The sequence below is a fragment of the Natronococcus sp. A-GB7 genome, assembly GCF_029688865.1.
Classification (GTDB): Archaea; Halobacteriota; Halobacteria; order Halobacteriales; family Natrialbaceae; genus Natronococcus.
Genome location: NZ_JARUKV010000017.1, coordinates 20,683 through 41,717, shown reverse-complemented (window position 1 = coordinate 41,717; position 21,035 = coordinate 20,683). Strand labels below are relative to the sequence as shown.

The 21,035-nt window shown below is 60.6% G+C and carries 23 protein-coding genes; 18 read left to right on the top strand and 5 right to left on the bottom strand.

Annotated elements, in window-relative coordinates; genetic code table 11:
- The first annotated feature begins 1 nt into the window (after position 1).
- From QA609_RS15595 to QA609_RS15580, 4 genes are all read left to right on the top strand, one after another.
- Positions 2-766: an MBL fold metallo-hydrolase gene (locus QA609_RS15595; RefSeq protein ID WP_278303528.1), complete on the top strand. Its 765-nt coding sequence runs from the start codon at positions 2-4 to the stop codon at positions 764-766.
- A gap of 943 nt (positions 767-1,709) precedes the next feature.
- Positions 1,710-2,384, top strand: a complete 675-nt coding sequence (locus QA609_RS15590) for a bacterio-opsin activator domain-containing protein (protein ID WP_278303583.1) — start codon at positions 1,710-1,712, stop codon at positions 2,382-2,384.
- An 83-nt stretch (positions 2,385-2,467) separates the two neighbouring features.
- Positions 2,468-2,827: a hypothetical protein gene (locus QA609_RS15585; protein ID WP_278303527.1), complete on the top strand. Its 360-nt coding sequence runs from the start codon at positions 2,468-2,470 to the stop codon at positions 2,825-2,827.
- A gap of 389 nt (positions 2,828-3,216) precedes the next feature.
- Complete coding sequence (locus QA609_RS15580) at positions 3,217-3,993, top strand: methyltransferase domain-containing protein (RefSeq protein WP_278303526.1); 777 nt, start codon at positions 3,217-3,219, stop codon at positions 3,991-3,993.
- An 810-nt stretch (positions 3,994-4,803) separates the two neighbouring features.
- Here the strand turns inward: QA609_RS15580 and QA609_RS15575 are convergent.
- Complete coding sequence (locus tag QA609_RS15575) at positions 4,804-6,000, bottom strand: O-antigen ligase domain-containing protein (protein WP_278303525.1); 1,197 nt, start codon at positions 5,998-6,000, stop codon at positions 4,804-4,806.
- A 314-nt stretch (positions 6,001-6,314) separates the two neighbouring features.
- Positions 6,315-7,097 carry a class I SAM-dependent methyltransferase gene (locus QA609_RS15570; protein WP_278303524.1) on the bottom strand — a complete coding sequence of 261 codons (783 nt, stop codon included), beginning with the start codon at positions 7,095-7,097 and terminating at the stop codon, positions 6,315-6,317.
- A gap of 36 nt (positions 7,098-7,133) precedes the next feature.
- Between QA609_RS15570 and QA609_RS15565 the strand changes: the two genes are divergently transcribed.
- Together QA609_RS15565 and QA609_RS15560 are read left to right on the top strand one after the other, a co-directional pair.
- Complete coding sequence (locus tag QA609_RS15565; protein ID WP_278303523.1) at positions 7,134-8,471, top strand: CoA transferase; 1,338 nt, start codon at positions 7,134-7,136, stop codon at positions 8,469-8,471.
- Positions 8,471-9,562: a LeuA family protein gene (locus QA609_RS15560; RefSeq protein ID WP_278303522.1), complete on the top strand. Its 1,092-nt coding sequence runs from the start codon at positions 8,471-8,473 to the stop codon at positions 9,560-9,562. The genes QA609_RS15565 and QA609_RS15560 overlap by 1 nt, the downstream gene beginning before the upstream one ends.
- Positions 9,563-9,615: 53 nt before the next feature.
- On the opposite strand, the gene QA609_RS15555 is transcribed toward QA609_RS15560, so the two are convergent.
- Together QA609_RS15555 and QA609_RS15550 are read right to left on the bottom strand one after the other, a co-directional pair.
- Positions 9,616-10,107, bottom strand: coding sequence for a 3-isopropylmalate dehydratase small subunit (locus QA609_RS15555; protein WP_278303521.1), 492 nt, complete (start codon positions 10,105-10,107; stop codon positions 9,616-9,618).
- Between the two features lies 1 nt (position 10,108).
- Positions 10,109-11,389, bottom strand: a complete 1,281-nt coding sequence (locus QA609_RS15550; RefSeq protein ID WP_278303520.1) for a 3-isopropylmalate dehydratase large subunit — start codon at positions 11,387-11,389, stop codon at positions 10,109-10,111.
- Between the two features lie 229 nt (positions 11,390-11,618).
- Here QA609_RS15550 and QA609_RS15545 point away from each other — a divergent pair, with 229 nt between their 5' ends.
- The 4 genes from QA609_RS15545 to QA609_RS15530 all read left to right on the top strand — a co-directional run bounded on the left by QA609_RS15545 (position 11,619) and on the right by QA609_RS15530 (position 15,154).
- Positions 11,619-12,701, top strand: a complete 1,083-nt coding sequence (locus QA609_RS15545; RefSeq protein ID WP_278303519.1) for an ABC transporter substrate-binding protein — start codon at positions 11,619-11,621, stop codon at positions 12,699-12,701.
- 62 nt (positions 12,702-12,763) lie between these two features.
- Positions 12,764-13,555 carry an ABC transporter ATP-binding protein gene (locus QA609_RS15540; protein WP_278303518.1) on the top strand — a complete coding sequence of 264 codons (792 nt, stop codon included), beginning with the start codon at positions 12,764-12,766 and terminating at the stop codon, positions 13,553-13,555.
- Position 13,556: 1 nt separating this feature from the next.
- Complete coding sequence (locus tag QA609_RS15535) at positions 13,557-14,357, top strand: ABC transporter permease (protein WP_278303517.1); 801 nt, start codon at positions 13,557-13,559, stop codon at positions 14,355-14,357.
- Complete coding sequence (locus QA609_RS15530) at positions 14,354-15,154, top strand: ABC transporter permease (protein ID WP_278303516.1); 801 nt, start codon at positions 14,354-14,356, stop codon at positions 15,152-15,154. The genes QA609_RS15535 and QA609_RS15530 overlap by 4 nt, the downstream gene beginning before the upstream one ends.
- Positions 15,155-15,257: 103 nt before the next feature.
- Here the strand turns inward: QA609_RS15530 and QA609_RS15525 are convergent, their stop codons facing one another.
- Positions 15,258-15,929, bottom strand: a complete 672-nt coding sequence (locus QA609_RS15525; protein ID WP_278303515.1) for a helix-turn-helix domain-containing protein — start codon at positions 15,927-15,929, stop codon at positions 15,258-15,260.
- Positions 15,930-16,161: 232 nt separating this feature from the next.
- On the opposite strand from QA609_RS15525, the gene QA609_RS15520 reads away from it, so the two are divergent.
- The 8 genes from QA609_RS15520 to QA609_RS24670 all read left to right on the top strand — a co-directional run bounded on the left by QA609_RS15520 (position 16,162) and on the right by QA609_RS24670 (position 20,904).
- Positions 16,162-17,220 carry an ABC transporter substrate-binding protein gene (locus QA609_RS15520; RefSeq protein WP_278303514.1) on the top strand — a complete coding sequence of 353 codons (1,059 nt, stop codon included), beginning with the start codon at positions 16,162-16,164 and terminating at the stop codon, positions 17,218-17,220.
- Positions 17,221-17,354: 134 nt separating this feature from the next.
- Complete coding sequence (locus tag QA609_RS15515) at positions 17,355-17,990, top strand: isochorismatase family protein (protein WP_278303513.1); 636 nt, start codon at positions 17,355-17,357, stop codon at positions 17,988-17,990.
- Between the two features lie 129 nt (positions 17,991-18,119).
- Positions 18,120-18,320 carry a hypothetical protein gene (locus tag QA609_RS15510; RefSeq protein WP_278303512.1) on the top strand — a complete coding sequence of 67 codons (201 nt, stop codon included), beginning with the start codon at positions 18,120-18,122 and terminating at the stop codon, positions 18,318-18,320.
- 189 nt (positions 18,321-18,509) lie between these two features.
- Positions 18,510-18,782, top strand: a complete 273-nt coding sequence (locus QA609_RS15505; RefSeq protein WP_278303511.1) for a hypothetical protein — start codon at positions 18,510-18,512, stop codon at positions 18,780-18,782.
- Entirely contained in the window at positions 18,775-19,431 is a 657-nt protein-coding gene (locus QA609_RS15500; RefSeq protein WP_278303510.1) for a hypothetical protein, read from the top strand. Before QA609_RS15505 ends, QA609_RS15500 begins: the two co-directional genes overlap by 8 nt.
- A 197-nt stretch (positions 19,432-19,628) precedes the next feature.
- Positions 19,629-19,976, top strand: coding sequence for an AAA family ATPase (locus QA609_RS24680; protein WP_343233805.1), 348 nt, complete (start codon positions 19,629-19,631; stop codon positions 19,974-19,976).
- Between the two features lie 71 nt (positions 19,977-20,047).
- Complete coding sequence (locus tag QA609_RS24675) at positions 20,048-20,383, top strand: hypothetical protein (protein ID WP_343233804.1); 336 nt, start codon at positions 20,048-20,050, stop codon at positions 20,381-20,383.
- Positions 20,380-20,904 carry a hypothetical protein gene (locus tag QA609_RS24670; RefSeq protein WP_343233801.1) on the top strand — a complete coding sequence of 175 codons (525 nt, stop codon included), beginning with the start codon at positions 20,380-20,382 and terminating at the stop codon, positions 20,902-20,904. The genes QA609_RS24675 and QA609_RS24670 overlap by 4 nt, the downstream gene beginning before the upstream one ends.
- Positions 20,905-21,035: the final 131 nt, after the last annotated feature.

Here is a 21,035-nt window from a genome sequence, read left to right as displayed (position 1 = left end):
TATGACAGACACCACCACGATCGAACTCACTGACGACGTCCGCTGGATCAATGTGTGTTACCCACACGAGGAGCGCCACGAACACGTCTCGGTGTATCTCATCGAGCACGGCGACCGATCGATCCTGATCGATTCGGGATCGTTCTACCACCGGACGGATATCAGAACCCGCCTCGAGAGGGCGACTGGCGGCGATGGAATCGATGCGATCGTTCTCTCGCATTCCGACTATCCCCACTCCGGGAACATTTCGGCGTTCCGTGACGAGTGGGGAGAGGTCGAACTCGTCGCGTCGTCGGGCTCACCCGAGCTCCAGGGACTCGCCGATGCGCGTCGGTGTACGATCGGCGGGTCGCTCGAGGTCTGTGGACGGCGGTTCAGCTTCATCGATCCGCCGCTGGCCGATCGGTCACACACGACGTGGATCTACGATCACGGATCCGAGGTCCTGTTTACCGCCGACGGGTTCGGCAGCTATCACGAGCCGGGCGACTGCGACACGGTCTCCAGTGGCTTCGACGACGGGATCACCGAGACCGCGATCTACGAGTATCACCGTCACAACCTCGTCTGGCTCCGATACGTCGATCCACCGAAGCTACGCGATGCGCTCGACGAGATCTTTGCCAGGTACGACGTCTCGTTCATCGCACCGATTCACGGGCATCCGATCCACGGCGACGATCGACGGCAGTATTGTACCCGGCTGCTCAACGCCGCCGACCGGATCGCGTCCGAGCACACTGTACCCGAGACGCCGGACTGAGAACGAGACGTCTCGTCCGGGCCAGCAAGCCATCACCGCACGTGACGGTTCAGAGATCATGGATCCGTTGGCGATCGTTTCATATGAGCCACCGTTTTACAGTCGAAGCACTCGAACTGATCGACCGCAGGGCCGACGTCAAGTACCCAGGGGGGTCTGTTGCTCGGCGAGTCTCCGTTCCGATTCAGTCGTAGTCGGCAAGAGCAGTTGCGGCGCTTGTGGCGATCGAGCCATCGGCTGTAGGCGAGTACAGCAACAGCCCGAGGCGGATCAAGGCGGGCTAAGTCCACCCAAAAAAGCGACCCGAACCCCTGTAACAAAAGGCCGTCACCGTGAGCGCAACGACAACGACGTTTCATGGTAGCCACCGTTTTTTGATGCTCTCTCCCAGCACGCAGACGAGCGCACCCAGAGACCGACCGCCGGCGATCGTGAACGCGTGGGCGCCTATCCGCATCTCACCCGCTGACACCGGCGCACAACCGTGCTGGTCCGTCACCGGTCGTCGAGCACCTCCGGGCACGATGTGCGTTCTACCCGACCCACTACGTGGTTCTCCCAGGAAGTCGGGAAAAGCGAGAGGACGGATCGATGGACCGATATGGTGTGTCACGGAAGACTCTGGCGCTCCGTCCTGCTTCTCCCGACGCTTTACGCAGGCGTCGCACGGCATATAAGCGTGTATTTTCGCTCTGGATGGGGTTCGCCGTGGGTGCGAGGCCGGCCCCGGGCCGCGGGGCGGTCACTCCGGCGAGCAGCGGCCGGTGAGGGCGTCTCGAGGCCGATCCCCGCTTGGATAGTCGGATTGAGGACACACCGGCTGTACGGGCGGGACGAACTGGCTGCCGAGTCCTGCCTCGACGCCGGACTGACGACCACCACTCGGCCGGATCGCACAGGTGCGTTGACGGCGACTTATTATGGCTGGCCACCAGTTGACGGCATGAGTATTATTGCCGAGTTCTCCGTCAAATCGGATGATTTCGCATTGCACCACGCACTCACAGCGGCGCCAGAGATGGTCGTCGAGATCGAGCAGGTTGTGGCGACGATGGAAGATCGGGTTATGCCGTACTTCTGGGTGAGTGGCGACGACCTCGCGGCGTTCGAAGCGGCGTTTCAGGACGATGACTCCGTGACGAACACGACCAGTATTGACGAAGTAGACGGGGCGAAACTGTACCGCGGCGAGTGGACCGAAAACGTCGAGACCATCGTCTATGCATACGTCGAACTCGGGACGACGATCATACAAGCAACCGGGAAAGCCGAGGACTGGGAACTGCGGATGCGATTCGACAATCAGGACTCTCTCTCGGAGTTTCAGGAGTACTGCACTGAAAACGACATCTCGTACGAACTCAAATCGATCCAGGAACAGGAACAGCCGATAGCGAGCGCCCAGTACGATCTCACACCGACACAACGCGAGACGCTGGTCACTGCGCTCGAGGCAGGCTACTACGAGTCCCCACGAGCGGTGACGATGCGTGACCTGGCAGACCAGATGGGGGTGGCCCAGCAGACACTCTCGAACCGATTTCGCGCTGCACACAACAACCTCATCACGAGTACGTTGACGATCAGCCACCCGGATGAGGACGATACTGAGGAGTAACCCTTAGTACTGTCTGGGCGCCCCCACCCGAGGTAGTACTATACAGTACTCATCCTCTTATATGGGGGGCCAGTTGTTCGTTCGTGGTTGGGCCTACTACCGAGTTCGACACGGTTCTCGACCTGTGTCAAAAGCAACACCGTCGCATCGTCCTCGCAACACTCGCTCACGAGACGCGGTCGGTAACGGTAACCGATCTCACGAAGCTGATCTCCAAACACAACCATCACACGCCTCTTAGGGAGGTTCCCGAAGCGGAATCAAGACAGATTCGGCTGGCGCTACACCACGTGCATCTCCCGAAGTTAGCGGCCCAATCGGTCGTCCACTACGATCAGGAACAGCAACTGGTGGAGCCAACGCCCCAGTTCGATCAGTTACAGCCCCAGCTTGCAGCCATCATTGATGCTGATCCCGATCTCGAACCACCGATTACACTGTGAGCTCGTTCAGCCCCCTCATTTGAACGACCTGCGGTTCGATCAGTTGCAACGGCGTGTAGGCCAGAGACGACGGGCAGCTCGCAGCTCTCCCGAACGGCTGGGTCACTGGCTTCTGCGTGACACAGACGGAGCTGGCGTGTCGAACTCAGGCGCTGGCTTTCGCACACAGTTCTTGCCAGCTATCGGTGAGACCGATTGCGACGCCGTTTCCGACTCCACCTGTCTGTACCGCTCGCCGAGGTCACCACGATCGGGAGGCTGATCCCAGGACAGCCTCGGTGTGTGCGCCGTGTGCCCTCACTCCGGTCCTCGAGACGAAGCGGGCCAGTCCACGCTGACCCGTCGGTCTCGGGGTCGAGCGTTTAGTGCCTGCCGCCCGTACAGCAGCTATGGTCGATCCGACCCAGACCGGGGTGACACCCACCTGCCCCGCCTGTGAGGCGCCACTGGCGTCCCGGGCCGACGCGCTCCACTGTCCGGCCTGTAGCGAAACGGTACCGGTCGTCGACGGGATCCCCCGCTTTCCGGCCCCCGTCGAGCAGCCAGCCTCCCCCTCGGTGTTCGACGCGCTGGCGTCGATCTACGAAACGCCGCTGTGGTTTCCCGCGCTGTATCGTCTGACCGGCGGCCCACGCGCCCCCATCGATGACCGGGCGACGATCGTTGAGGCGCTGGACGTCGCCGGGGCCGACGTCCTCGACGTGGCCTGTGGCACCGGGCGATTGACGCGCGTGCTCGCCGCCGACGCGGCCGCCGTCTGGGGGATCGACCTCTCGCTGGAGATGTTACGACGCGCCCGGCGGGACGCCACACGAGACGGGCGTGACAACGTGGTCGTTGCGCGAATGAACGCCGAGGAGCTCTGCTTCGAGGACGAGGCGTTCGAGGGCGTCGCCTGTGGCTGGGCGCTCCACCTGTTCGCGGATATTCCAACGACCGTCGCGGAGATCCACCGCGTGCTGGTCCCCGACGGGCGGGTTGCCGGCACCACGCTCAGCGCGGACGGGCCCCTGGCCCTGCCCGCCACGCAGTACGGACTGAAGCAGACGCTCGGCGCGCACGTGTTCGAGCGCGAGGCGCTTCGCGACCTTCTTTTAGAGAGTGGCTTTCGGAGGGTCCAGTTCGAGCGCTACGGCGCGGCACTGTTTTTCAGCGCGGCGAAGTGAGCGCAGGATTTGGTAGACGGCTTCGGATCACCTGGCGGTGCTCGCTGCGATCACCGACTGGCGAACGGTGAGTGGCGATCAGTGATTGGGCGTCAGGCGAGTACAACAACGAGACACACCCCAGCAGGATCGAGGCGGGGCTGAGCCCCAAACTACAGCGGCTCGACTCGCCCCGGGTCCGGACGAAGAGGTAGGCGTGCGCTCGGTGTCGGTCTCTCCGAGACTCTCCCTCAATTCGGAGGCGAGGCGCACGGGGGCCCAGCGTCTCTCCGGTTTGGTTCTCGAGGGCTCTCTTGACAGGTGATCACTTCTCTGTGTGGTGCGCACGCAGCGTGTCGGTGCTCAGTCGAACCACTCGACGTACTCCTCGCAGCCCTCACAGGCCGCACGCGTCACCCATGCCTCGCCCCGGTCGTGGTCGTTTGGCGAGACTGTCGCCACGTGGATATCCAGGGCGCCACATTCGGGACACTGTGAGGGAATCGGTTGAGCCGTTCTGACACATTCTTGATCGCGACACTCATAACAATCTCTCCCGTCGTGTTTTGGATCGGACGTGTCGTCCCGACTGGTGAGTCGACGACCGTGACACTACACAGGTTGCCCTCGTTGCTCGTCCTCGAGCGAATCGAACGTGATGACTTTGCGGTCGCGAAGGGCGTCGCTCGGGCTACCGATCCTGGGTTGGCGCCCTCGGTCGGACGACGTATCCGCGTCGGTCAAAGAGGGGGCGGAGAACGTGGCCAGCGGTGTTCAGTGTCGAAGACTCGAGCGGTCACGGCGCTTGCCGCAACTGACTCGAAAAGGAGTCTAGCGGATAACAAACTTCGATCGCAGATCCGTGACCGGCCCGTCGTCCTCGGGCGAGTACAACAGGAGGCCCAGACACAGCCCCAGGGTGATCGACGAGGGGCTGAGCCCACCGAGGAACAGCGATTCGAACCCCATATACAGGAAAATCGCGACGGTGAGTCCGACCACGAACCCGGTCCAGGGCGTCCACCGGGTACGGATCCCCTGGCCCAGCGCGTAGACGAGCGCGCCCAGATACAGGCTGCCGGCGATGATGCCCGTGTTCAACAGGGGGTAGATGTAGGAGTTGTGCGGGCCTCTGGACTCGCCGATCTGCTCAGCTGTGTCCGCGAAACCGATCCCGAGCATCGGATCCTCGGCGAGGCGCTCGAGCGAAGCGACCCACCGGTCGACACGGGTCAGGAGTGTGCTCTCCATCACCTCGCCGACGTGGCCGAGCCGGATCGCCACGTAGACGCCGAGGGCGGCGACCGCGACCCCGAGAAAACCGACGCGGCGGTCGAATCCCGAGAGAACGAGCACCGAGCCAGCGGTGAACCCGACGAACGCAGCGTCACCCTCGCTTAGGACGAACCCGAGCAAACAGATCATGAGCGCACCGAGCCACACCGCCCCGCGCCGGGCCAGAAACGTGTACAGCGCCGCGAGGCTGCCGACCATCATCACGAAGCCGTAGCCGTTCGGATTGTAGAAGATCGAGGTCGTGCGGATGCCGTCGATTCCGAACACAGAGCTGCCAACAATCCGGTATAACTCTTCACTTGTCTGATGTTCCTGCCAGAGCATCGCGAGGCCAATCAGCGCAATCAAGGTGGCCACGAGCGTCAGCCCCATCGTGAACGTCTGACGTCGGCCATCGATCAACGCCGGCAGCACGACCACGGTCGCAAGCACCGCCAGTGGCGTGACGGCGATATACTGCAGGAGTTCGGTGTGGGGCGCGTAGTAGTAGTGGACGAGCAGTCCCAGCCAGTAGCCGCCGATAAGCACGAGAAACGCCGCGTCGAACTGCAGCCGGATATCGGGCATCAACACTCCGTACGCCGCCACCGAGACCAACAGCGCGCCCGTCATGATGTAGCCGACTCGCTGGGAGACCAGCCAGCTCGTCACCGCGAGACTGCTGATGAGCGGCAACAGCGCGAGGATCGGGTCGTAGACGGGCACCGTCGGCTCCTCCGTCGACGTACCCAAAATATAGTGACGTATATTCATCCTGAACTCCCGTGGTAGCTGGACATCCATCGTATCGAGAGATAAATACCGGGGAACTGCCGGCGCGTCGATCGATCGAGAGGAACGCGTGATTCACTTTCGAGCGACCGTGACGTGTGGTCCCGAACCGTTACATTCCGTGGACGGCTCCCACACAGACACACGTAGTTCCGCCGAGTATCTAAGCGGCCACCACGGAGGTGGCTGAGATGCCCATCGTCCCAGACCACTACAGGGATAACCGTCGAAGGGGTGCTTGTTGCTGTCCTTTTATTGGGAGGAAACGGATCTAGCTATCGGTCGCTCCGTGTTGGGTCTGCAACCGCCACGAATCGAAGTCGCCGATAGTCAACGGCCCACGACCCCTCCTGAAACAACTCCGGTCGGAGCTGGTTTTCGACCGCCTCGATGATGGCCTCACGCTCGGCGTCCGGAATCCCGTCGAAGAACTCGCCGCCGAACATCTCGATCCAATTTGCTAGACCCTCCGCGCCGTTCTCGAGTTCCGTCGGTCGATCGAACAGTCGTGCGGACCGTACCTCGAACCCGTGTGACTCGAGGCATGGCGTATATTCGCCGACCGAGGGGAAATACCACGGGTGGTCGACGTCGTACCCACGGTCGGCGAGTTCGGCTTGCAGAGTATCGACAACCGTCCGAACGTTACCCGTACCCCCGAGTTCGGCGACGAACCGCCCGCCCGGGCGGAGCGCGTCCCGGACCGTCTCGAGGACGGCGTCCTGGTCATCGATCCAGTGTAAGGCCGCATTCGAGAGGACTGCGTCAAACGACTCCTCGGGAGCAAAATCCGTTGCATCGGCGTGGACGAACGAACAGTCTGGGTGGGCCTCGCGGGCGGTTTCGATCATCTCCATAGACTGATCGAGCCCGATGGCGGTCGCGCCGCGGTCGGCGACCGCGTTCGTCAGCTGTCCCGTGCCACAGCCGACATCGAGCACGCGCTCGTCCGCAGTCGGTTCGAGAACGTCGAGGAGCTCTGCCCCGTACTCGTAGACGAACGAGTGATCGTCGTCGTAGGCGGCCGCGTCCCAAGAGTCGTCTCGCGGTGGAGTCATCGTCCGGGTGGCTATGCGTTCCTAGCATCTCCGTGTTTGGGATCGTGGATCGCTGCACCGGTTTTCGAACGCACACGCATCGCCGGACGTGGGGTGCTTATGAATCACCAACCGAAGATGGTACAACATACTTCCCTAGTTGTCCGGTCGGTCTATGCAGAGAGACCGATGACTAACACAACGGATGGGCCCCTTTCGGGCCTACGTGTGATCGACTGTTCGGGAATGATCAGCGGTGGATTCGCAACGACACAGCTCGCTGATTTCGGTGCGGATGTTATTATGGTCGAACATCCGAAGCACGGCGACCCAATTCGCGCCTGGCCGCCGTTTCAAGACGACGTGTCGCTCTGGTGGAAATCGATCGGGAGGAACAAGCGCTGTGTTACGCTCGATTTGAGCAGTGATCGGGGTGCTGCACTGTTATTAGAGCTGATCGAGGGTGCCGACATCTTCTTCGAGAACTTTCGCCCAGGAACGCTCGAGGGGTGGGGGATCGGGCCTAAGCAGCTCCGTTCCGTCAACGAGGAGCTGATCGTCGTTCGACTCTCGGGGTACGGACAGACGGGCCCTCGGTCGGAGAAGCCGGGGTTCGGAACCGTCGCCGAAGGTCTGTCCGGATGGGCCCACGCTAACGGCTTTCCGGACCGGGAACCACTCCTGCCGCCGATCAGTCTTGCTGATCTCTCCGCCGCACAGTTTGCGATTCAAGCCGCAATGTTTGCGATCTTCGAACGCGACGTTACCGGTTCGGGCGTCGGACAGACGATCGACGTGAGCCTTTACGAACCGCTGTTCCGGCTCTTTCTCGGGGACGTCGAGTCGTACGATCGCACCGGCGAAATCAGAGAGCGTACCGGGAACCAACACCCAAACACGGCTCCGCGAAACGTCTACGAGACGGCTGACGGCTATATGACGCTGTCGGCGTCCTCACAGCGTATCTTCGAAAACGTCATGGACGCGATCGGCCGAGCGGACCTGATATCCGATCCGCGGTTCGAAACGAACGAAAAGCGCGTCGACAACGCTACCGAACTCGATGCGGTCATCGAGGAGTGGACGCGTCAGCGGTCTACCGACGAGGCGATCACAGAGATGGAGGCGGCGGATGCGATCGTCGGCCCGGTCTATACGATGGCGGATATCTTCGAGGACGAACAGTACGAGGCTCGAAATGATATCGTATCCGTTGAGGACGACGATGTCGGCGACGTACGTACCGCCGGCCCCGTCCCGAAGTTCTCTAGAACTCCCGGCGAGGTCACACACATGGGGCCGAGACACGGCGAGCACAACGAGGAGGTCTACCTTGAGGAGCTCGATCTCCCACCCGAAGAGTACGACACCCTCATCGAGGAGGGTGTCATCTAATGGAACTTCTCGACGTAACGCTTCGCGAAGGTGACCAGATGCCCGGCCGATCGTACGATGCCGACCAGAAGATCGACGCCGGGCTCACGCTCGACGAGTTGGGAATTTCGTACCTACAGGTCGGGTTTCCAGCCACCGGCGAGAAGGATCAAGAGGTGATTCGGACGCTCGCCTCGGAGACGACCGCCGATGTCGTCGGCATCGCGCGAGCCGTCGAACGGGACGTCGAACTGGCACTCGAGGCCGACGCCGACGTCGTCGAGGTCTTCGGCCCTCTTTCGGAGCTACAACTCGAGCACGCGATCGGTGCCAGTCGCGACGAGATGCTCGAGCGCTTCGAGCGAGTCCTCGGCCTGATCAATGACCACGGAGCAACGGCTCACGTCACGCTCGTCGACGCGTTCCGAACCGAACCACAACGCGTTATCGACGCGGCGTCGAGGTTTGCTGATGCCGAGATAGTAACGCTTGCAGATACGGTTGGAGCTGCGACACCCACCTCCGTAACGGAGTATCTCGACACCGTCGGTCAGCGTATCGATCCCGCTCGCCTCGGCGTCCATCTTCACGACGATCTCGGCGTGGCGACGGCGAACGTATTCGCCGCCTACGAAGCAGGCGTCGGCAAAGCGGACGTCAGCGTCGCCTCCTTGGGCGAGCGAGCCGGCAATCCGGCACTCGAGGAGGTCGTCGCGATCGGCAACCTCGAGTACGAGGCGCCGTTTGACGTCCGTGCCGACGACCTCCTGCCGAGCTGTCAGTCCGTGCTGTCGACGCTTGAGGAGGACGTCCACAGCCGGAAGGCGCTGCTCGGCGACGAGGTGATGGAACACGAATCGGGGATCCATACTGCCGTTATGCTCGAGGAGCCTGCAGTCTTCGAACCGTTTGACCCTGCCCGGTTCGGTGGAGAACGACGGCTATTGTTCGGCGCCGGAACCGGAACGGGCGGTGCGAAGGGGATCCTCGAGCGCGCCGGGGTCGCGCCGACCGACGAGCGAATCGACACGCTGCTCGCGGCGTTCGAAGAGCGCGGCCCGCTCGAGACGCAGCAAGCGGTCTCGGTTGCAGAAGAACTGTTCGATTCGTGAAAGGGGCGTGGTTCACAGCTACACCGGTCGACTAAAACGTCCCAGCGATAGTGTTACTGACTCCGGTGGCCGTTAGATCGTCCGTACTCGATCAGGCCGCCCGAATCCAGAATGTGACGGACGAACGGGGGGAGGGATTCGGCGACGAGGATGTCATCCGTCGACGTGTTCGTAACGACCCCGTCTTCGACGTCGATTGACAGCTCGTCGTCCGCGTCGACGTGGTCGAGAACAGTTGGGACGTGAAGGACGGGAAGGCCGATATTGATCGCGTTCCGATAGAAGATTCGGGCGAACGACTCGGCGACTACCGCCTCCGCTCCGACCGCCTGAAGGGCAATAGCTGCGTGTTCACGGCTCGAGCCACAGCCGAAGTTCGTTCCCGCGACGACGATATCTCCTTCCTCGAACCGATCGGAGAACGAGGTATCGATTCCGGCCATCGCGTGCGTTGCGAGGTGGTCGGGCTCGCTCGACGTGGTGTGCTGTGCCGGGATGATCTGGTCGGTGTCGATATCGTCGCCGAAGACGTGCGCACGACCCACGTCAGCTCACCTCCGCGGCTCCCGCGAGCGTCCCGGGTGCCGTGATTGTACCGGTAGTCGCGCTGGCGGCTGCAACGGCTGGGTTCGCAAGGTAGACCGCACTCGTCGGATGTCCCATCCGGCCAGGGAAGTTTCGGTTCGTCGTCGAAATCGCGACCTCATCTTCGCCGAGCACCCCCGTCCGCTTGCCGAAACATGCGCCGCAGCCGGGACTTTCGACTGTTGCCCCTGCGTCGAGAAACGTCTCGAGCCACCCCTCCTCGAGACACGTCCGTTTAACGGCTTGCGAGCCGGGCGTAACGATTAGTCGTACGTCGTCCGCCACGGGCCGATCCTCGAGTACTGCCGCTGCGAGTTCCATATCACGCCGTCGGCCGTTCGTACACGAGCCGATAACGACTTGATCGATCGCCACGTCCTCGAGGGTCGACACCGAGACGACGTTATCCGGCTGTTCGGGAACGGCAACTTGCGGTTCAAGCCCGCCACAGTCGATCGTGAGTTCGTTCGCGTAGGTCGCATCGGCTGTCGGCGTGTAGTACGTACACGGGCGGTCCGCCTCGTCGACGCGGTCGCGAACGTACCGTTTGGTGCGGTCGTCCGGCTCGACAAGCCCGGTCGCCGCACCCGCTTCGACCGCCATGTTGGCGATTGAGAACCGTGCATCCATCGGCAGGTCGGCGAGAGCGCTCCCCCCGAACTCGAGTGCATGATACACCGCGCCGTCGGCACCGAGCTCGGCGAGCGTTGCGAGAACGAGATCCTTCCCGGTCACCCATCGAGCCGGTGTCCCGGTGTAATCGATCCGGGTCGTCTTCGGGACGCGCAACCAGAGCCAGCCGAACGCCATCGCGAACGCGAGATCGGTACTGCCAACGCCGGTCGCGTACGCGCCAAGGGCGCCGTGCGTACACGAGTGACTGTCGGCACCGACGACGATCTCTCCCGGACGGATGTAGCCGTCTTCGGGAAGAACGACGTGCTCTTGTCCCTGTTCACCCTGCGGATAGAACTCGAGATCATGTCGGTTTGCAAACTCTTCGCACGCTGCATAGAGTTCCACGGACTGTTCGTCCGGTGGTGGAACGAGATGATCGGGAATCACGACCGTCCGGTCGGGATCGAACACGGTCCCAACATCGAGTCGCTCGAAGGCGTCTATCGCCGGTGGGAGCGTCATATCGTGTCCGAACGCCAAATCGACCGGCGCTTTGATCGTCTCACCGGGCGTGACGTCGGTACCCGTCGCCTCTTGGAGTATCTGTTCGGCAATAGTTCCCATACCAACTGCGTCTTCAGTCTGTGGGGTTAGCGTTTGGCCAACGCGAATTGGCCATTCATGTAGTCACCGCGCGTCCACTGATCGTCGATCAGGATCAGCGCCCCCGGCTTGTCTACGGACGTCTTCAGTATTGTTGCAATGGGTCTACGGTCGAATATACCGTCTTGATATAAAGGGCCCACCTCAATTGGGGCAATCGATATACACGGAAAGACTGTTCCAACCGAACATGGGTAACGAACAACATGGTACCTCGGAGGTGTCCAGACGGACCTTCGTAGCGAGTAGTACGGTGGTCGGGATCGGTGCAACTGCCGGCTGCCTCGATGACCTCGAGGAGACTGTCAGTGGTGAGGGTGGGTTCGGTGATGACGGCACGTTCAGCGGCGAAGCAACTGTGACACACTGGCCGGATCTGATGTACAACGCTCCGTACCACGTTGGATTGGAGAACGGCTACTTTCAGGAAGGGGGGATCGAAATCGACATCGTTGGATCGGAAGGTGGCGGAACGACCGTTCGCAACGTCGTTGACGGCGGCCTGCCGTTCGGCGAGGTCGCGACCCCGGCGGCGATCAATGCCTATCTCGCCGGGACGCCGATCGTGGTAGTCGCCGCCGCGACACAGACGGTCGACGAAATCAACTGGGTCGCACCACAGGGATCGGATATCGAATCGATCGAAGATCTCGAGGGCGGCTCGATGGGATTCACGAGTGCCGGCTCCGTGACTGAGACGACGGCGGCGCTCGTCTCCGCAAGCGCCGACGAGATCGATACGGACAGCGTTGAGTTCCAGGAGATGGGCGGTGTCGGTGAGGGTCTGACGGCTGTTGACGACGGCGCGATCGATGCAGCAGCGAACATGGATCCGATCTATTCGGATCAACAGGAGGAAGAAGAGACCTGGCAAGTCGTGTTCTGGGCCGGCGACTACGTCGATCGCTTCCAGCAGACGTCGATCATCGTCGATCCGGACGTCGTCGAAGAGAACCCGGACGCCGTCGAAGCGTATCTCGAGGCTCGATCCCAGGGAGTCGAAACCCTCCGCGAGGACCCCGACGAGGCAGCCGAGATCTTCAGCGCCGGTGCGGAAGGGTTCAGCAGTGACGTCATGCGAAACGCGATCGAGAACGTCGATCCGGAGGAGTACTACACGACCGGCGCGTTCGACGTCGAGGGGCTTCGCAACGTCGAGGAGGCAATGTACGCGACCGAGCTCCTCGACGAGGACGAAGAGATACCCTGGAACGAAATCTTCGACCAGTCGTTCCTCTCCGACGACGATCATATCGATTTCGACGAGATCTAACCATGCTCGAACTACACGACCTTTCGAAAACGTACGGATTGAACGATAGCAGCGTGAGCACAGTGAACGCAGTCGATGGGATCGACCTTACGATCGAAGAGGGCGAGTTCGTGTCGATCATCGGTCCAACCGGCTGTGGGAAGAGTACGCTGTTCGAGCTCATCGGCAGGTTAATCGAACCGACGGACGGTGAGGTACGGATCGACGGTGATACCATTACCGAACCGGACGAGCGGATCGGAATGGTGTTTCAGGACACCAGTACGTTCCCCTGGCTCTCCGTGATCGAAAACGTCGAGTTCGGACTCAAGATGAACGGTGTCGACAAGACGGAGCGACGGGAGCGAGCTCGAGAGATGATCGAGCTCGTCGGCCTGAAGGGATTCGAGGACGCGAGTCCAACCGAACTTTCGGGCGGAATGAACCAGCGAGTGGCTATCGCACGGACGCTGGTAATGAACCCCGATATCATCCTGATGGACGAACCCTTCGGTGCGCTCGACGAACAGACGCGGCTGATCCTCGGCGAGGAACTGTTGCGCATCTGGCGGGAGACCGGGGCGACGATCCTCTTTGTCACCCACAGTATCAACGAGGCGGTACACCTCTCCGATCGGATCGCCGTGATGAGCGCCCGTCCGGGCCGGTTCAAGGAAGTTGTCGAGAATCCGCTGCCGCGCCCTCGAACCGACGAGGTGCTCGGAAAGGACGAGTACAACGAGATCGTCAACCGCCTCTGGGACGAACTCCGGTCGGAGAGTAAGAAAGGTCTCCAACAGAAGATGGAAGAAGAGGCCCAGGAACACGGAGCGCCGGAGGGAGTCCAGGAGCACGGAGCACCGGAGGGCGCGTAGAATGGCCGTCGAATCGGGTCATGGTATCGGATCGGTTGATCTCGGCGACCGAGCCAACCGGATCCGAATCTACCAGACCCTCGTCGTCGTCGGGCTGCTCGGTCTCATCGAGTTCCTGCCCCGGTTCGGGCTCGTCGAACCGACCACGTTGATCCCGCTCACCGAGATGCTGAGCGAGATCGTCTCGCTCACGCTGAGCGGCGAGCTGACGCCACACATCATCCAGACGTTCACCGCGATCTTCGCAGCCTTCGCGCTCGGTATCCTAACCGGCATTCCAACCGGGGTCTTACTTTGGCGATACGAGTCGCTGAAAGACGTACTCGACCCGTATCTGCTGACGTACTACGCGATTCCCGTATTCGCGTTCTACCCGCTGTTGATCGCTATCTTCGGGCTCAATATCATGCCGATCATCACGATCGCGTGGCTGTTTAGCGTCGTCATCATCATCACGAACACGGCGTCGGGTCTCAAGGAGATCCCTGATATTTACCCAGAAGTCGGGAAAAACCTCAACCTTACGTCGGCACAGATGTTCCGCCATATCTACCTCCCAGCAGCGACCCCCTACGTGTTCACCGGGTTCAAATTGGGGTTCATCTACGCGCTCATCGGGACCGTCGCAAGTGAGTTCATTCTCGCTGAAAACGGACTCGGCTGGCTGATTTCGTTCAGTTACGACAGCTTCGACGTCCAGACGATGTATGCGTCGATGCTGTTCGTGATCCTCGTCTCGCTGGCAGTCAACATCGCGCTGATCATGATCGAGCGTCGTCTCTACCGGAGGGCCAGAACATGAGTACGAGATCTGAAACGTCACTGCCTGGCAACTGGAGTATCGTTCGGATCGGCCGGATCGCCGTCCCGCTGATCATCCTCGCTCTCTGGCAGCTCGGCGCGGAGGTGTACGGCCAGTTCGCTCTGGCCACGCCACTCGAGACGTTCGAAACGATGGTCGATGGTTTCCAGGACGGCTGGATGGTCGAGGACCTGCTGGTGACGGTTACGACGCTGATCGTCGCCTACCTCATCGCGGTCGTCTCGGGCGTCTGGGTCGGGATCATGCTGGGACTGAGCCGCTTCTGGCAGGAAGTGTTCGAACCGGTGATTCTTGGCACCTACTCCATCCCGAAGATCACGCTGTTTCCAATCTTCCTGCTGATTTTCGGGCTGGGAATGGATTCGATGGTCGCGTTCGGCTGGTTCCACGGCGTGTTCCCCGTGTTGATCCTCACTATGAGCGCGATGACGACGATCGACGACACACACATGAACGTCGCGCAATCGCTTGGCCTCTCGCAGTGGCAGCGATTCAAGGAAGTGATCGTCCCCTCGATACTCCCCGGTCTCGTCATCGGGCTCCGACTCGGCTTTAGCCTGACGTTCCTCGGAATCGTCATCGGCGAGATGTTTGCGGCTCGCGCCGGTCTTGGTCACTCGCTGATGCTCTACATGGAGACCGTACAGGTCGATCGAATGCTGGCCATTATTACCGTTCTGGTACTCATTGCCGCGGTGATAAACGCGGCTTTCTACATCATCGAAGCTCGGCTCCGCCGCCGTGCCGGTTCGAGCGGCGACGTGGCGGCGATGTAGCTGCCAGCAGTTCGGGTTTCCCTTCTTTGTACTTTTACTGTTCGGCCGGCTCCGTTAGAACTAGTGTGCTGACTGTTCCCGCAGCATCCAGTAGACGTCGGCCCTATTCGTGTGCTGCGTGCGAGCAAGCGGTCTCTCCCGGAGGGACCGACATCGACTGTGGTTGGTCCTCGGCGAACAGCTCCATGAAGACCTTCTCCTGGGCCTTCCGAAGGTGTTCGAGAAACGTCGCCCGCGTAATCCCGAGATCGTCCGCGAGTTCCTCGCTCGAGACATCACGAGGCCACTCGAAATAGCCGCGGTTGACAGCCGTCCGCAACACCTCTGTCTGGCGCTCGGTAAGGAACGTTGAGCGGCCGCCGAACTGGGTTAGGTTCGCCAGCGAGACGGAGCCCACTGACTGGAGATCGGCGACGACCGACTGGAGGTCCTCACGGCTGAACACGAGGACGTTGTACACACGGCTATGCTCTCGGATATAGTTCGGGTGCCGACGGATCACGGCCTGGTTCTGGTGGATCGCCGAGTATGCACAACAGGACGTCTTCGTGACAGCGAGGTACTCGTCATCGAGTGTATCAACGTGATGGACGCTTGGTTCCGCGCGGAGCTCCTCCGTCCAGCGTTCGGGGTCCGGACTTACGTCAAGGATGAAGGTTACCCTGTTATCATGGAGTTCCTGAATATCGAGTTGTAGCGGCTCGTGCGTTTCACGCGCAAGCCGGCTAAGCACACACTCTTTGTCCTGCTGGAGGTGGAGCTCTGCCTGGTACATTGGTTGTGTTTGTTTGTTTAATCCTTATACACACCCATGGCCATTGTTGCCATGGCAAATAATTCCGCATCACGGATCAGAAGACTGTTTTTCTTTTCAGTGTAACTTCCCTCACAGCTGTTACTCATTGTTTAGCCGGGGAGCTTGCCTCACTGTCCTCCAGTACACCTTTGATAAATGACCTACCACTGTTGGGGGAATGACTACGCACTGATACGGCCTCTGTATGGGTATGGATAACAACCATCAAAATACCGGCAGACTATCCAGAAGAGGGTTCGTGGCGGGTGGAACTGTAGCCAGCGTGGGAGTCATTGCTGGCTGTACCGGGGACAGTGGCGATTTAGACGACAACACGTACAGTGGTGACGTGACTGTTACACATTGGCCAGACCTGATGTATAACGCACCGTATCACGTTGCACTCGAACAAGAATACTTTGCGGAAAACGGACTCGATATCGAGGTCGTTGGATCAGAAGGAGGCGGAACGACCGTTCGTAACGTTGTCGACGGTGGCTTACCGTTTGGCGAAGTCGCTACACCAGCGGCTATCAACGGGTATCTCGCCGGGTCACCGATCGTAGCAGTTGCAGGCGGGACACAGAGGGTAAACGAATTGAACTGGGTAGCGCCGTCGGGATCCGACATTGAGTCAATGGCAGACCTGGAAGGGGGAACGATAGGATACGTAGGTGCAGGGTCAGTGACAGAAACAACGTCATCACTTGCTGTTGCTGCCTCCGACGAACTCGACTCTGCCGACGTCGAGTTCCAAGATTTGGGGGGAGTTGGTGAAGGGTTGACTGCTGTAGAAGATGGTGCGGTTGATGTAGCAGCAAACATGGATCCGACTTTCTCGGACCAACAGGCGGACGACGAACCATGGCAAGTAGTGTTTTGGGCAGGGGATTATCTCGATCAATACCAACAGACCGTGATTATCGCCGATCCCGAGATTGTTGAAGATCACCCAGACGTTGTTGAAAGCTATCTTGCTGCGCGTGCTCAAGGTATCGACGATCTCCGGACTGATCTCGACGAAGCAGCGGAGATATTCAGTGAAGGAACTGAGGGGTTCAGCACAGACGTCATGCGAAACGCGCTTGAAACCGTGGATCCGGACGAGTACTATTCATCCGGGGCATTTGATGCAGAGGGACTACGTCTTGTTGAGGAGGCGATGTACATAACAGACCTCCTTGATGATGAGGAGGAAATCGAGTGGGAGGAGATATTTGACCAGTCATTCGTTGCTGAGGACGAGCGAATAGATTTCGATGATATCTAATCACGACCGCCACAGCTCTCTCAGCTCCGCCGACTATGATTCACACTATACGAGAGAGTTCTTGGAACGCGCCTCGGTAGAATACTCAGAAGGTATCAAGAGTACTATATAAGAAACTTCGAAATTAGTAAATTATGGATTCACCACACGACATCGCGGCTAATTACGACGAAGAGGACTTCGGGGGGGACATCGGCTTCGGTGATCGCCCTGCGTTGATCATCATTGACCTAATAAATGCCTTCACCGACCCGGACACTCGTCTTGGTTCGGACGTCACAAGCGTTCTCGATCAGACTGAAAGACTCCTCACGGCCTTCCGTGAACACGATTTGCCACGATATTTCACGACGGTTGCGTTCGAAAATTCCTACGGTGACGCCGGGCAATTCATCAAGAAGATCCCCGCATTACAAGAGTTACGGCTTGGGACCGAAGCAGTCGAAATTGATAGCCAACTTGCACCCACTGACGACGAGCGAGTTATCCTGAAAAAGTATGCTAGCGCCTTTTTTGGGACTGACCTCCAAGCGGAGTTGACGACTAACCGCGTGGATACACTCGTTCTCACTGGCGTTACAACGAGTGGCTGTGTCCGTGCAACGGCCGTCGACAGCCTTCAGCACGGTTACCGAACTATCGTGCCTGCCAATGCGGTCGGCGACCGTGCAGACGGACCGCACAGGGCCAACCTCTTCGACATCGACGCGAAGTACGGTGATGTCGTTACAACTGACGACGTACTCGTCTCCCTTTCTGATAGTGTATGACGAGTATGTAGTTCGCTGACTGCTTGATGCACTCCGGTCGTCGACTGCTTAGAGCCGGTGGGTGTAACCGTTCGGCACTAACTGGTTCTTTTATGAGTTCGAGGATTCGAGCGGAGCGGGACAGGGTCCGTGGACAGCCGTCGTCTCGGACATTCCTCGAGCGATGTCGCCAAGCCGACGGGACTCGTCGAGACCTGGATCGAATCGAAGGGCCACAAGTGCGGACAGAAACGGATCGAGACGACGTTCGAGCCACGGAGGGCACAGGAGACGATCGATGACTACGCCAGCGAGTCGTCGTCTCTCGCGGCTGTAATGGCTCCGGAGTGAGTCACGGGCTTTTGAACACCCTCGAGGTGACCAGTTTCGCTCCGCTTTGCGAGCCCTTGTTTCGGTCCCGGAATTACTTGCCTCCAGATATGCACCGGACGTATGTTCTCTCTACGATCGCATCGCCGACGTCACTCCTCTCCTGTCGAAGCGGCTCCAGAGGTCCGGGCGGTTTCGTGAGGGATTTCGATGCTCAGCCCGGTCGATGCTGACGACGCCGACCGGAGCGATCGGGACGAAATCCTTGCGATTCTCTCCCAGAACATCCAGTTCATCCACGGTCATCTCGAGGCGATGGACCTGGACTCACGCGAGGACCAGGAGCTCGCGATCAAGTGGATGCGGACGCTCGGCTCGCTCGGCGGGCAGTACCGCCTGCTGACGAAGGACACCGATCTAGACGAGATGGAGTCGGATCTCGAGTTGCTCCAGGCCGCCAGGGAGGTCCAGTTCGATGAGTAAACGCCGCATCGAACGCGAGCTCGAGGAACTCCGCCCGATGCTCGAGGAGCTCTCGCCCGACGAGCGCCTCGAGCTGTTCCTGGAGAGCGTCGCCGACGACCGAGACGACTGGCTCGAGGCCCTCCGCGAGACCTGTCCCCGACGCCAGTATCAGATACCCGACCCTGCGTACACCAAGCGCGGGCGGGTCGCGCTGCTGTTTTGCCACCATGCGCTGTACGACCTCCATACGACCCTGCTGTCGGTCGAGCTGGGCCGCCAGTGTCAAGACACGCGATGGCTCCTCGATCTCCATAGCGACGAGACGCCATCCGACGAGACCCTCGAGGAGGCCGCCGAGCTGGCCGAGGAGCTTCGTCGGCTGTTCCGCGATCTGTACACGCTGTACCACGCCTCCGAGCGCTTCGCCGAGGACGTGCTTGGCGTGTCGCTCGAGACGTGGTTCGGGAACCAGCAGGTCGGCGGACGGGCGCTCGAGGATGTTCGGGAGGTCCTCGATGACGGTCGCTGGAAGCGGCATGCCGCCGAGGAACGCACCGACAGCGAGGCCGAGCCCGGTGGCGACAGCTGGGTGACCCTCGAGGACGTTGTCGAGGTTCGGTACGAGACCCTCCGGATGACGTGGGAAGAGGCAGTCCCCGATCTGTAGCTGGCGGTCTCGGTGGCTTCACACGCGTCGGCAGAGCACCGGACGCCGTTCCGACAGCACCATGGCGTGGCTCGCCGCGAGGACAGCCCATCGGTCCCAATAACTGGGTCCCACCGGGAGCGACCGCGTCGGGTCCGATCCCCGAACCGTTACATTCCGTGGGTGGCTACCACACGATACACGTAGTTCCGCCGCACATGAGCACGTCCGACGACCTCTTCGACGAGACGGCGCCCGACGCGAGCCTTTTTGCCGACAAGGGGGCGCTCGACCCGCTCGCCACACCCGCGGAGATCTACGCCCGCGACGCCCAGGAGCGCGAGCTGGCGACGATTCTCAACGGGGTTCACGACGGCTATCTCCCGCCGACGGTCTCGATCTACGGCCCGCCGGGCACCGGGAAGACCCTCACCACGAGACGGGTCTGCCGGGAGTTCGCTACTCGGAACGAGTCGATCACCGTCGAATACGTGAATTTGAAGGAGTGTCGAACCCTCTTTAGTGCGGCCAACGAGATCTGCTATGAGCTGTCGGGCGAGAAATAGAAGGCCTACGAGGGGCTCGATGGCGTCTTCGAGGCGATCTGGGCCCCCTCGAGGCCTATCCCGAGTGGACCGTGCTCGTCCTGGATGCGATCGACCACGTCAGACAGGACACGAACTACGACCCAAGCGAGTTCTTCTACCGACTGCTGCGCGGCGAGGGCAAACTCGCCCGCGAGATTTCGCTGTCGGTTTGGTTGGTGAGCAACGAGCTGCTCGAGGTCGATCTGCGGTTAGATAGTCGTGTCGAGAGCGCGATGAGCGACGACGTGGTCTTTTTTGCGTCGTACGGCGAAGCCGAGGTTGCGGACGATCCTCGAGCCCCGCTTCGCGCGGGCGTTCCGTGCGGGGGCAGTCCCCGACGACGTCCGTACGTACGGCGTCTGCAAGGCGGCCCGCCGGTGGAGTGACGCCCAAAAGGTCCTCTCCCTGTTTCGCCAGGCGGGCGAGCGCGCGGGCCAACGGAATCAAGGGCCAGCTCACGACGTCGTCTCTCGAGGCAACCCTCGAGACGACTGATCGCGAGGCGACCGTCTCGAAGCTGCTCGAGCTGCCGGTGAGTCACTTTCTGGTGCTGACGGCCTCATCTTGGAATCAAGGGAGAGAGATCGAACAGCCCGTAACGACGGCCGACGTGCACTCGGTTCTCGAGGGGGAGACGGTTCCCGCCGACCTCGACCGCAGGAAGCGTGCCGTTCGAGGTGTACTGAGCGATCTCGAGAGGAGAGGATTAGTCGAGATGGAGATCGGCCCTCGAGGGCGTGAAGCCGGCTCGCCCGGATCGAAACGCGGTTCGAGCCACGGTGGGTCCGCGACAGCAGAGACCGCTACGCAACCGAGTCGACGGATCTGGGGCCAAAGAATGAGCCGTGAACGGGACGGAGAAGGCGACGACGACTCCGTCACTAGAGGCGTCGTGGCTCGACGGTAGTCTCGAGTCCCCGCGGATGAGCGGGGTGTCTCCGATGGGTGGTGGCTCGAGGTATCTACTAGAACAGAGACTATTCCTCGGCGCTCTCGCTGTCACGCCGTGTTTTTCTCCCGGCTTCGGCATCAGACCAC